Genomic DNA, 12,758 nt, shown 5'->3' on the forward strand with positions numbered 1-12,758 from the left:
ACATGGCAAGTGTAATAGAATCAATGCTCACAAAATACAACTGCAAAAACATATCTGACTACCGCAACGCACTCAAAGAAATTGCACAGGAAGTCGCTCTATGCGGACTCTCGCGAGGCGGCTTTTTCGAAAAAGCCGCATTTTATGGAGGAACAGCCCTCCGAATTTTCTATGGACTAGACCGTTTCTCGGAAGATATGGATTTTTCGTTAATCCAAGTTGATGAAAAATTTGAACTGCCACATTATTTTGATATCCTTGAGCAAGAACTCCAAGCAGTCGGCTTGGAAATGACCGTCGAAAGCAAGATTAAATCACTCGATTCGCAAGTACAATCTGCATTCTTAAAGGGAAATACGCTAAAGCACCTACTGAAAATTATGCCAACCAAGCATTCACCATTGCCCATACCAAGCAATGAAATTTTGAAAATCAAATTTGAGGTGGACACAAATCCACCTGAACTGGCGACATTTGAAAACAAGTATCGACTTTTGCCATCCCCTTTTGCGGTCAAACTTTACGATAAAGCATCTCTTTTTGCAGGAAAACTCCATGCTTTGCTTTGTCGCGGTTGGAAAAACCGGGTCAAAGGACGCGATTTCTATGATTTCGTTTGGTACGTTTCTCAGAATACCAGTGTCAATCTACCACACTTGCAAAAGCGCATGGAACAGACCGGACATTGGAATTCTACAGAAATCTTAACAACTGCTAAATTGAAAACACTATTAAAAGAACGATTCCACGCAGTCGATTTCAACGAAGCTAAGCGAGATGTTCAACCATTTATCGCCGACTCATCAAAGCTTGCCCTATGGAGTACAGATTTTTTCTGCGCCTTAACAGACGAATGGAAGGGGTAAAAGTTTCAAAATAGGAGGAAAATGAGCAAGACTTGCATTCAGTAAAATTTTAAAGTATTTTGCTGAATGTAATTCTTTATGAAAAACTTTATTCCTCAATCAAACACTAACAAGAAACGACGTCGCAACCGTTCTAGCAATCTATCCATAGCAACAATTAGAGCAATGGAAGAAGGTAATAAAATTTACGAGAATTTCAAAAAAGATTCTTCCACTCTAAAAGCATGTACGGTCAAAGAAGCCTTTCGCGAAATGAAATCATGGTAGGCTACATTTCTACTAATCTACAGAAACCTTAAGCCACTCTGTCACTTGATTGGCAATAGAGCGAACATCGTCAATGGAAAGAGTTTCCTTAGCATTCTTAAAAAATTTGGGGAATCCTGATTCATTTAGAATCCAATACTTTGAAAAATCTTTTGCAGGATTTTCAATATACGCCCCAATAATAATCGCAACTTTTTGAACAGGATAATTCCGTCCGCATAGCGACTCCAGTTTCTCAGAAATAAAGTTCGCTTCACCATCCATCTGATTCAAAAGGGTTTTGCAAACACGCCCATTAAACAACAATTTTCCATCCTGATATAAAAACTTATACCCCTTTTTTCTATCGTAATGTTTCGTTTCAATGGTAAAAATTCCACGAGTGCTAATAATCAGATGATCAACATTGAAGCAATCACCACAAACATCGTGGAACACCCGAACAGAATCAGAACTCAGCTTATTTAGCATCTCACCAACTAAACGCTCGCCTTCCATTCCCTTGTAGCAATTACGCATATGCTTAATAAGCTTTAGAGTCTTGCGAACTGCATAAATAAAAAAGAGCAGCGTGAATACAGAAAAAGTTATTGCGAGACCTAGCGTTATATCCCAAACACCTAGGTAAAATAGCCATATATACAGAGTCAATAAGAAGAATGCCAAAAACATCGCCAAAAGGCAATAATATGTTTCAAAATCAGCATCTATTTTCTTTTGAAGCGATTCGCCTTGAACATGCGTACGAAATTTTTTGCCCATTACAAGACCTATTCTTTATGAGTCAATGCTATAATGTTCATTATTAAAGCAACGGCAATTAACACCATTGAAAGATAAATTCCAGAACCAGGTGACACTGAAATTAGCCCCATAGCATCTGTAGATAGATTTCTACACGTAAAATATCCATCTAAAAAAGTAATCCAGATATACACTACCGATATACCAGCAGCAACTATAGCCTTAACAGTTTCATTCTTAAAACTAAAAACGGCAGCAGCAATAACACAAATAAAGATTCCAGCAACCCACGGAGAAGCTTCATAATGCGTTGAATTTTTCTTATACGAAGAATTAAATTCTTTAGCAATTTGATCTAAAGACCCAAGAGATGAAGTTCTTAGATCTCCACCAATTGTAATTTCATAGGCATTAAATTCGGCTATAGGAACATCAGAGCATGTAATCGTAAAAAGAGGCAACACCAAAGCCAAAAGAATCAATAGATAAGGAATTCCTGCAATACGATTCAACATACAGCCAAGCATTGTTGTCTTAGATTCAGACTTAACAGATTTATTTCCGAACTCTTTTTGGTATTTTTCATACGCTTCTTTCGGATTACTCGGAAGCATAGATTGTTTCATTTCATCTAAAGTCATAGCAAATACCTCTATAGCCAAATATATCCTATTTTTCCCAACTGAGTACGGGATAGCCATCATTTAGACCGGAGTCATAGACAAATTCATCACCAAGAAGTTTGGCGAAGTCTTTGGATTTCATTTCATCTTCGGTTTTAGGCGTAGCGACGCCACCACCATTATTAAGGCCAAAGGGTTCCTGCTTGCCACGTTCTAGATAGTAGTAATCAGCCATTGTGGTATTGTAGTTGTAGCCAATCATCAAACCAACCAAAGAATCGCCATCAACCTTACCAGTGGAATATGCGGAATTTGTAACGCCTTCTTGGTTGTAACCAACGATTCCACCAACATAAATAGAGCCTGAAATAAGTCCTGTATTATAAAGATTTTTAGAGGTAGACCCAATTAAGTGACCCACTATTCCAGATACATACTTATCGCCCTCAATAGCAGACACATTACCAATGTTTTCCAAAGACGTTCTATTTGCAAACCCAACAATTCCACCAACACTGGTTTTCCCATTTATTTTCCCTTCATTCTTCGCATTTATCAATGTTGCCAAAATGTTGCCTGATGAAATTGTTGGGCTCACATAACCAGCAGCTCCCAAAATGCCCCCTACATTTTCTTCTCCATAAACATCGGCATAATTAAGCGCATTTTTACAATCCATAAAATAACTGCTCACGTATGTATAAGCACCCCTTCCCGCTATTCCTCCTACATTATTTTTCCCTTCAACTAAACCATAATTTTCAACATTTTCAAGAGTGGCTTGATATGCTTGACCAGCAATTCCCGCGGTAAAATTCACGCCTTTTACAATTCCAAGATTCTTAGAATTCAAAATGGAAGCCTTTTTAGGATAGGGTCCATTCGAACGACCTGCAACACCTCCAACACAATCCTGGCTACCTATTACAGAAGAATAATTCACCACACCACTAATTGAGCCTCCATTCATACCGACAATACCACCTGAGTAACCTCCACCCTTTACCCAGGAATTTTCCACGGTCAAATTTTGCACCGTTCCTTGACTATTTCCAAACAACCCATTGTGCGTACTCGTCGTATTGATGAACATCCCACTTACAGTATGACCGTCGCCATAGAAGTTTCCGTCAAAGGATACGCTTGAATTGCCTATCGGGGTCCACTTGTGAAGTTTTGTTGAATCCGCAACAAGAGCTCCCTTTTCATCAATAACAGCGCCCTTATTAAGCAAGATATCCGCACCAAGTTTAAAATACTTGCCGCTATAAGCCTTATCGCTAGAATTCACCAAAAAAGACAGTCGAGCAAGCTGTTCCGCAGTCAAAATGATGTACGGGCTGAGCTTAGTTCCTGCTCCACACGCAAAATCCTTCGCAGTCGTTCCATCCCAAGGTTCGCCGGCCTCACCGAAACATTCTTCATCCGAAGTTTCTGACGAACGACTTGATGAGGTTTTGGCATCTTTTTTACTACTTGAGCTGATTTTGCCTACATGGGGACCATTTAACGATATCGAATCATCATCAGAAGACGCAGGAGAAGACTGGGTGCACGCACAAAGAAGCGGCACCGCACTAATAATACCAAACAAACCTAAACGCATAAAAACCTCTTTATCTCAAATATATACAGATTTTTTATAGGCTGTCATAAATATTAAACAAATTGACAATATATAACTACATGAAAAGGCGATGCCCGATTAAATCGGGCTTGACAAGCAAGGAAGCTTTTCAACACCCCCATAAAAAGGGAAGTCCCCCGCATCGGCGAAGGACTTCTTGTGTTTCAAATTTCTGTTGTACTTTGTCTTGTCTCGGACAACTCTTGTCCGTAGTGTGGCTCCGTTTTGGGAGCCGTCTATGCGTCGCATGCGCATCGCATCGCTTTCTTTGGCGGTTTCAGCAACATTGCTGAACACTTTATCTTTCTTTTTTGCCATGACAGCCTCCTTAGTAGACAAATTTAATATATTTCGTTTAAATAAAGAAGGGTTCTAATATGAAAAAGGCTTACGCAGTTTTATTTGGCATGTTCATGCTCGTTGCTTGTAGCGATGACAATCCGACATCGGGTCTCAACAATACACAAAATACAAATCCATCAGCTCAAACAAATGTTGATTTCGGTGAAGGATACACTTATGTCATCCCGATTAAGTACGATGAAACAACGGGACGTGTTTACCAAGGAACATACGTTTGCAATTACCACCCCGATACAAAAACGTTCGCTTGGGAAGAATATCCTGAATCTTTGGATCCGGGTTCTTATAAGATTGTTGGCGATTCGCTTTGGATGGGGCCTGCAGAAAAACAAGTTTCGGACAATCCTGAAGAACAACAGTTCCTTGACTTATACTATAACTATGAAACTTTGTCGCTGAGCAATGACCACAATGATATTTTGGGAACGTGGAAAGTTACCGGTTGCAAAAGACAACTCGGAGAAACTGATATCAAGTGTTCAAAATTCATTGGTGGTATGAGCGGAATCGCAAGAACCATGAAGATTACCAAAGACTCCGTTTATATCACAACGACCGTTGATACGGACAATTTAGAACAAAATGATATCAACATCGGAGCCATTTTGGATCGCAATTTTGGTTATGATATTGGCGACGCTATCATCAAGCAACTGTTTGTTGAAAAAACGATAACAAAGGAACCCAAAGAATTATTAAAGCAATCATTCTCTATCGGCAACCAACTCTTTGAAGTTGTCTCTGCTCCTAAATTTGATGCATCAGGAATGAACTACATTACAACAATGTCTAGCAATGGAAAGACTTGCACAAACACACAAAGATTGGGATTCATCAACGAGAAATTGTGCAAAGAAGAAAGTGCAGAATTTCTGCTGAGCGACCGCGACAAAAGCGAAGAGCAATTCTACTATGAAGAAGGTCCTGTAGAAGGTTTCAAAATCGACAACAATAACGAATTCTACGAATGCACAAAGGGACTCCCGACAGAAGAAACAAAACAATTGCTGAACCAGTATGTCAAGAATTAAGACTATAATTCTTTTATAAAAGCATGTACGAAATTTTCAAATTAGTCATTTCAGATATAAACATTTATGGGCTCTGCATTTTTTTGCCGAGCCTTTTGGCGTTGATTTTTACAGCAATATTCAGAAATGATAAAAAGAAACTTAAAATTATTTTAGCGGTAATTCCGTCAATCGTATTATGCTATTTGCTTTTTGTCTGTTCCTTTACATTTATATACATTTTCATAATCTGCAGCGCACTCGCAATTTTGTACGGAGCGTCAATTGCAGTCGGATTCTATTTTAGCAATAAGAAAGTTATCCTTTGTCTCGTTGCGATTCTACTCCTCCCCTGTTCCCTTTTATTACTCACTACTTTTGAGTATTACGAATTGAGGGAGCCTTTCGGCTATATCAAAGACAAAACCTTGCCAGACAGCCTCAGCAACAGAAACTTTGATTACGAGGTGAAGCTAAATCATGCCGATGCATGGGGCAATAACCATTACACAGTCACCATGCGCGGGAAGCACATGGCGGGTTCCAACGAAGATTCAATCGTTTATTGCAAACAATATAGAATGTGCGCCGGTGTAACATTTATTTTGGAAGATTCGGTAAGCCGAGACTCTCAATCCGTACAAGCAACACCACGAAACATCTGCCAATGGGAGCCTTTACCTCAAGAGAAAAAAGAGACATTGCTTCAACTCAGAAAATTGGCAGAGAAATATCGCAAGGAATACACATTTAGCTTTGTATTGGATGGATATACATTCGGTATCGATATTCTCGACTTCAAAAAGAAAACGATTCGTTCACTGGAACTCGGGAACGCGACAAATTTCGATGACGAAGTCCCTAACGCCAAGGAAATCGTCAACCTCGGACTTGCCTTAATTCCATTCAGCGACTCTGTTAACGCAGACAAAAAATGTAACGACCGTCTGCCACAAATATTCGTAGAAATGAAAACTGATTCGACGCAAGATTCAACAAAGAAAGAAATGCGACCACCCAAACAATGACGCAGAACCACAAAGCGTTAATCTAAATTTTTTAGATTTGAGGTCAATACAACCCAACACTAGAAGGAATTCGTTTATGAAAAAGCTATTATCATTCCTTTTTGCCACTTTGGTAATTATCGCTTGCAGCGATGAAAATCCTTCATCGGTTTTTGAAAATACGGGCAAACAACAAGATTTAGATGATCAAGCATCTTATACAGAATCATATCGTTATTTTGATTTTTTAGATACAGCTCATCTTCGGTATGGAGGGTCTGGAGCGCCAAGATCATGTCAATTTAATCCCGAAACAAACGCTTTTTCATGGGTTGACATAGGAAATTCGCTTTTTGTCGATCTAGACACAGCACCAGAACTATGCGAAGGACCTTATAAATATTGGGGAACCTTTGGTTTCCATTTATCAAACGATACTCTTTATGAATGCACTGGACATAGCAACCTATGCGAGGATCCAACCCACGGGGATGGAGAAGCTATAGTTTATACGGGTTCATCAAAATCATTCTTCGGAACATGGATTTACAAAGGACGTTATATTGACGGAATCTTCAAAGAAAACGACTACAGAATGGAACTCGTTATAACACCAACTTACTTTTTAAATAAGTATTACTATGATTTTAACAATACACCAGTATATGGCTATGTTCATATTTGCGAACCATTAGACATATTGTACCCTCAAGACACACTTTTTTCACAATGCAGACATTATTACAGAAACGTATTTAAACATAACAGTAAATACATGCATTACAACTCGTTAACAGGGATATTTGAAGATGTTCCCGATACAGTCCATTTCTCGGAAAATTTTTGGGTAACTACAACAAATAAAGATGTAACAATATTCATGAATAATAACCTTATACAAGTTTCTTACGATATAGTTTTGTATAAAAAAAGAACTGAAGCAAAAACAACTGTTTCAATAAACGGCAATCAGTGTACATCTATATACAATCACTCAGACTATATAGACAACGAAGTCTGCGAGAACGGAACCATTGATGGTGAAACACCCGAATCCTTCAATTTTTCAAACAAAGACGAGTATCAAAATTGTCTTAAGAGTTTGCAATTAAACTAGATTTATTAAATTGTCTTTCGACTTAATTGAACATATTCGCCATCATGGTTTCAAGCGCCTGTTGCTTGCAGTTTCGGGCGGTTTGGATTCTATTTGCTTGGCGCATTATTTTATCGAGAACAGTGCCGCGCTTGGCATTGAATGGCTGGGTATTGCGCATGTGCATCACGGGCTGCGCGAAGGAACCGCAGACAGAGACGCAAAATTTGTGGAAGAATTTGCAAAGTCGCACGACGTTCCTTTTTTCTTGAAGAAGTTGGATGGTGAAGCGCTGAAAGGTGCAGAAGGATCGCTTGAAGAGAATGCACGATATGCAAGGTATAAAGCGCTAACAGAAATTGTGAAAAGCATTGTCACTCTGGAGCCGACAGGCGATAGAGTCCATTATGCTTTGGATCCTATCGGGGCTTTGCCCCTCCAGGATGACGAAGGCTGCGCCCCCATACCCCATAGCCCAATCGCTATCGTGACGGCGCATCATGCGGGGGATCAGGCAGAGACGATGTATATGCGTCTTAAGCGAGGAACAACGCTTGCCGGGCTGCGCGGAATTCAAGAAGTAAGAATAATTCAGGATGACACGTCTCTCGTCTCTCGTCTTTCGTCTCTCGTCTATATTTTCCGTCCGTTCTTGAACGTCACTCGCATAGAACTCCTCGCCTATGCTCGCGAGAATGATTTAAGCTGGTGCGAAGACGAAAGCAATGCGGATGTAAAATTCGCACGCAACAAAATTAGGCACGAGTTTTTGCCGAATCTGGAACGCGAATGTCCGGGGGCAATCCAACAGCTTTGCAAGATTGCGGGGCTAGCAGACAAAGCGTATGCAAAAGTAATCGCTAATTGCTCTAGATCCTTCGACTTCGCTCAGGATGACACAAGGGGATTCCCGCTCGGTGGCGGGAATGACAAGTGGCGATTCCAGAACAGAGGCGGGCATGACAAAGCACATTCGGCGTTGCCTCAGGATGACACGTCTCTCGTCTCTCGTCTCTCGTCTTTCGTCTCATTAGACAAGAAAAAACTCAATAAAATCCTACGCGAATACGCGGATGCAGATCTGTCCGAAATGTTCCGGTTGTGGCTCACAGAAAAGGGTTTGCGGTTCCCGATTGGCTTTTTCTACGGCCCTAAGGAGCCTGCCCACGTGAAAATCCCGGTTCGGGCGGTTTATCGCCGGCGTTCCGTCGTCAAAATAGCGCATACTGTCTGGATTTGCGAGTTCAAGGACGCGCTTTCAGCCGCAAAATTTGTATCTTGCGAGAAGAAAGAAAAGGATTATAATGAATCAACCTAAGAAGCCAGCTCCGTTTAAGAACAAGAATTTTATCATTGTTCTCATCATGCTCCTCATGCTTTTCGTCATGTTCCCCATGACCGGGAAAGATTCCAGTAAGGATATTACCCGCACCGAATTTTTAGCCATGATGGGCGACTCGACCAAGGTCATTACTGAACTCACCCTCCAGAAGACTCCCGATGGCGTGATTATCGAAGGCGCTTATGAGATGTCCCCGGAAGAAATCGCCGAAGCAAAGAAGAACCAAAGCGCGCTCGCGAGGTTCACTCGCAACAGTACCGACACCAAGAACAAGCATTTCAAGAGCCACATGCTCGATATTTCGAACGAGCAAATTTCGACTTGGGAAGCGTTCAAGGGCGTGAAGGTCAAGGTCATTCACGAATCAACCACGTGGATTGATACGCTTGTGGCGTTCCTCCCGGCCATTTTGCTGATTGCGTTCTTCTACATCATGATGAGCCGTCAGATGGGCGGTGGCGGTAAGAGCCCGTTCTCGTTTGGCAAGAGCCAAGTGCGCCAGCTGAACTCGCAGAAGAAGACGACGTTCAATGATGTTGCCGGTTGCGACGAAGCCAAGCAGGACTTGCAGGAACTCGTTGAATTTTTGAAGGACCCGAAGAAGTATGACAAGCTCGGTGGACGCATCCCGAAGGGTGCTTTGCTCGTTGGCCCTCCGGGTACGGGTAAGACGCTCCTCGCCCGCGCTGTCGCAGGTGAAGCAGGAGTGCCGTTCTTTAGCATGTCGGGTTCGGACTTCGTGGAAATGTTCGTTGGCGTGGGTGCATCCCGCGTGCGTGACTTGTTTGAAACCGGCAAGAAGAACGCTCCGTGTATTTTGTTCATCGACGAAATCGATGCTGTGGGTCGTCAGCGTGGTGCTGGTCTCGGTGGCGGTCACGATGAACGCGAACAGACTTTGAACCAGTTGCTCGTGGAAATGGACGGCTTCACCGCTAACGAAGGCGTGATTTTGATTGCCGCCACGAACCGTCCGGATGTGCTCGACAAGGCTCTCCTCCGTCCGGGCCGCTTTGACCGCCAGATTGTGGTGGGCCTCCCCGACCTCAGGGGTCGTGAAGAAATTTTGAAGGTTCACTTGAAGAAGCGCAAGGTACCTCTCGGCGATGATGTCGATGTGAAGGCTGTCGCTAAGGGAACTCCGGGACTTGCCGGTGCAGACCTCGAAAACTTGGTGAACGAAGCAGCGCTCCTCGCCGCAAGGTTCAACAACAAGAAAGTGACGATGCTCGACTTTGAAGAAGCTCGCGACAAGCTCAGCATGGGTGCTGAACGCCGCACGCTCCTCATGACCGACGAAGAAAAGCGCCACACCGCTTATCACGAAGCGGGCCATGCACTCATGACGCTTTTGTGCAAGCATTCCGACCCGCTCCACAAAATTACGATTATCCCTCGCGGACGCGCTCTCGGTGTGACCATGAGTTTGCCCGAACGCGACCAGGTCAGCTACAGCCGCGAATACGCCGAAGAACGCATCATGATCATGATGTCCGGCCGTCTCGCCGAACTCATCTTCTTCAACCACCAGAGCACGGGTGCAAGTAACGACATCCAGCGCGCTACAGAACTTGCCCGTAAGATGGTGACGGAATGGGGCTTCGACGACGAAATCGGACCGGTCTGCTACAGTCGCGCCGATGGCGAAGTGTTCCTCGGACGCGAAATCAGTAAGCCGAAGGAAATGTCCGAAATGATGGCCGAAAAGATTGACAACGCCATCAACAACTTGATCAAGCGCATGGACAACAAGGCAAGAGAACTCCTTGAAGAACACAAGGACAAGCTCATCGACCTCGCCGAAGCGCTGTTTGAATTCGAAGTGCTCGACCGCGAAGAAATCGATAAGGTCATGGCAGGCGAAAAGCTCACCGGTACAAAGAAGAGCCGCCAGTACAAGGCTATGGAAGAACTCGCCAAAAAGCGCGAAGAAGAAAACACTCCGCCGCCTGACCCGGGTGACCAACCGCCGGTAGCCCCGATTACCGACGTGCAGCCAGCCCCCGCTACAGGCAACGAAACCGCTACAAATTCTGTGAAAGAAAACGAATAAGGTCGCTCAATGCTCCGCTCTCTATTAGAATCTAATCGTGCAATCTCTTGGAAAATTGGAAACGACATCATTCCAGCTTCGAGGATGCCGCTTGTCATGGGTATCGTGAATGTTACCCCGGACAGTTTCTTTGATGGAGGCAAGCATAACACGCCTGAAGCCGCTTACGAGCACGCGATTTCGTTGGTGGAACAAGGCGCTGTGATTCTCGATATCGGTGGTGAAAGCAGCCGCCCGGGAAGCGCTCCCGTAAGCCTTCAAGAAGAACTCGACCGTGTATGCCCCGTCGTTGAAGCGCTCGCACAGACCGCGACCATTTCGGAAGACCTCGACAATCCGGGATTCCGCAAGTTTTACATCTCGGTCGATACGGTCAAAGCTAAGGTCGCCGAAGAATGCATGAAGCTCGGTGCGCACATCATCAACGACATCAGCGCCTGCATGATGGACCCGAAGATGATCGAGACCATCGCAAGCACAAAGGCAAGCGTGGTGCTGAACCACATGCGCGGAAATTTCGGAACGATGCAGCAGGACTTCAAGCCGTACACAAACGTGGTGCAGGAAGTTCAAGAAGAACTCTTGGCACAGGTGCAAAAGCTCATCGACGCCGGTGTCGAAAAAGAACGCATTTGCATTGATCCGGGTATCGGTTTTGGAAAGACTGTTCAAGACAACATAGACTTGATGAAGTCTGTAGATGAGATGCTCAAGGACGGCTACCCCGTTTTGATTGGCACGTCTAGAAAGTCCTACATCGGAAAGATGCCTGGGCTTGAAGCAAGCGATCGGCTTATCCCGACCGTGACCGCAGACATTATCGCCGCCCTTGGCGGTGCAAGCGTTATCCGCGTTCACGATGTCCGCGAAGCAAAAGAATCACTTTTATATTTGGAGGCTTTGAAGTCCCATGACGCTGTTTAAGTTATTCGGCATCATTGATGTCCGCATGGCTGACATTCTGGACATTCTCCTCATATCAGTCATTCTGTATTATATCTTTTTGCTGTTCCGCGGAACGCGTGCAGCCCAGATGATTTTTGGTGGCTTTTTGCTCATTCTCGCATGGCTCATTGCGCAGTGGTGGGAACTCCATACGCTCGTGTGGATGCTCAGTAACCTCGCTACGCTCGGTATTATCGCCATCGTGATTTTGTTCCAGCCCGAAATTCGAAGCGCACTCACGCGAATCGGTCAGAGCGTAAGTAAGGTGGACTTGAGAAACATTCTCTTCCACGCGAGCGGTCTCGATGACATCGCCCAGAAAATTTGCTCAGCCGTTCAGGATTTGGCAAAGACAAAAACCGGTGCACTCATCGTGCTTGAAAAGCGCGTGGGCCTCAAGAACTACGCAGATACAGGTGAATACCTCGACGCACGAATCAGCTCCAGACTTTTGCGCGCTTTGTTCTTCCCGAACTCCGCTTTGCACGACGGTGCCGTAATTCTCAACTGCAAGTCGATCGTCGCCGCAGGCTGCATTTTGCCGATGCCGACCGGTAACGCCGAAGGTGACGCTGGCTACGGTATGCGCCACCGCGCCGCTAAAGCTCTCGCTGCCGAAAGTGATGCCCTCATCATCATCGTCTCCGAAGAAACAGGTAAAATTTCTACCGCTTACAGAAACAACCTGAGACGCGGCCTCACCCCGAAAGAACTTAAAGCAGAAATTTTCCGCCACTGGCACGACCTCTTCAACGAAGTTATTGAAGAAGATCAAGCCGAAGGTGAAAACGAAGCAGTCGAAAACAAGGTGTAAC

13 protein-coding genes are annotated in these 12,758 nt (G+C 44.0%); 9 read left to right on the top strand and 4 right to left on the bottom strand.

Annotation, left to right across the window (positions count from 1 at the left end; all coding sequences use genetic code 11):
* Nucleotides 1-2 precede the first annotated feature (2 nt).
* Together B3A20_RS06260 and B3A20_RS06265 are read left to right on the top strand one after the other, a co-directional pair.
* A complete protein-coding gene (locus tag B3A20_RS06260) occupies nucleotides 3-866 on the top strand; it encodes a nucleotidyl transferase AbiEii/AbiGii toxin family protein (protein WP_290762870.1) in 864 nt (287 codons plus the stop codon).
* 78 nt (nucleotides 867-944) lie between these two features.
* Nucleotides 945-1,133, top strand: coding sequence for a hypothetical protein (locus B3A20_RS06265; RefSeq protein WP_290762871.1), 189 nt, complete (start codon nucleotides 945-947; stop codon nucleotides 1,131-1,133).
* A gap of 12 nt (nucleotides 1,134-1,145) precedes the next feature.
* Here B3A20_RS06265 and B3A20_RS06270 read toward each other — a convergent pair whose 3' ends face one another.
* The 4 genes from B3A20_RS06270 to B3A20_RS06285 form a co-directional block, all read right to left on the bottom strand.
* The gene (locus B3A20_RS06270; RefSeq protein WP_290762873.1) at nucleotides 1,146-1,895 is read right to left on the bottom strand and encodes a nuclease-related domain-containing protein; all 750 of its coding nucleotides are present in this window, start codon (nucleotides 1,893-1,895) and stop codon (nucleotides 1,146-1,148) included.
* Nucleotides 1,896-1,903: 8 nt separating this feature from the next.
* Nucleotides 1,904-2,518 carry a hypothetical protein gene (locus tag B3A20_RS06275; RefSeq protein WP_290762875.1) on the bottom strand — a complete coding sequence of 205 codons (615 nt, stop codon included), beginning with the start codon at nucleotides 2,516-2,518 and terminating at the stop codon, nucleotides 1,904-1,906.
* 28 nt (nucleotides 2,519-2,546) lie between these two features.
* The gene (locus tag B3A20_RS06280; protein ID WP_290762877.1) at nucleotides 2,547-4,106 is read right to left on the bottom strand and encodes a hypothetical protein; all 1,560 of its coding nucleotides are present in this window, start codon (nucleotides 4,104-4,106) and stop codon (nucleotides 2,547-2,549) included.
* A 99-nt stretch (nucleotides 4,107-4,205) separates the two neighbouring features.
* Entirely contained in the window at nucleotides 4,206-4,445 is a 240-nt protein-coding gene (locus B3A20_RS06285; protein ID WP_290762878.1) for a hypothetical protein, read from the bottom strand.
* 59 nt (nucleotides 4,446-4,504) lie between these two features.
* On the opposite strand from B3A20_RS06285, the gene B3A20_RS06290 reads away from it, so the two are divergent.
* From B3A20_RS06290 to cdaA, 7 genes are all read left to right on the top strand, one after another.
* Nucleotides 4,505-5,521, top strand: a complete 1,017-nt coding sequence (locus B3A20_RS06290; protein ID WP_290762880.1) for a hypothetical protein — start codon at nucleotides 4,505-4,507, stop codon at nucleotides 5,519-5,521.
* Nucleotides 5,522-5,544: 23 nt separating this feature from the next.
* A complete protein-coding gene (locus B3A20_RS06295) occupies nucleotides 5,545-6,528 on the top strand; it encodes a hypothetical protein (RefSeq protein WP_290762881.1) in 984 nt (327 codons plus the stop codon).
* 76 nt (nucleotides 6,529-6,604) lie between these two features.
* Complete coding sequence (locus B3A20_RS06300) at nucleotides 6,605-7,624, top strand: hypothetical protein (protein WP_290762883.1); 1,020 nt, start codon at nucleotides 6,605-6,607, stop codon at nucleotides 7,622-7,624.
* A gap of 10 nt (nucleotides 7,625-7,634) precedes the next feature.
* Complete coding sequence (locus B3A20_RS06305; RefSeq protein ID WP_290762885.1) at nucleotides 7,635-8,921, top strand: tRNA lysidine(34) synthetase; 1,287 nt, start codon at nucleotides 7,635-7,637, stop codon at nucleotides 8,919-8,921.
* Nucleotides 8,908-10,998, top strand: coding sequence for an ATP-dependent zinc metalloprotease FtsH (ftsH, locus tag B3A20_RS06310; RefSeq protein WP_290762887.1), 2,091 nt, complete (start codon nucleotides 8,908-8,910; stop codon nucleotides 10,996-10,998). Before B3A20_RS06305 ends, ftsH begins: the two co-directional genes overlap by 14 nt.
* An 84-nt stretch (nucleotides 10,999-11,082) precedes the next feature.
* Entirely contained in the window at nucleotides 11,083-11,922 is an 840-nt protein-coding gene (gene folP, locus B3A20_RS06315) for a dihydropteroate synthase (RefSeq protein WP_290762889.1), read from the top strand.
* Nucleotides 11,909-12,757 carry a diadenylate cyclase CdaA gene (gene cdaA, locus B3A20_RS06320; RefSeq protein WP_073424012.1) on the top strand — a complete coding sequence of 283 codons (849 nt, stop codon included), beginning with the start codon at nucleotides 11,909-11,911 and terminating at the stop codon, nucleotides 12,755-12,757. The genes folP and cdaA overlap by 14 nt, the downstream gene beginning before the upstream one ends.
* Nucleotide 12,758: the final 1 nt, after the last annotated feature.

This window comes from Fibrobacter sp. UBA4297, from assembly GCF_002394865.1.
GTDB lineage: Bacteria > Fibrobacterota > Fibrobacteria > Fibrobacterales > Fibrobacteraceae > Fibrobacter.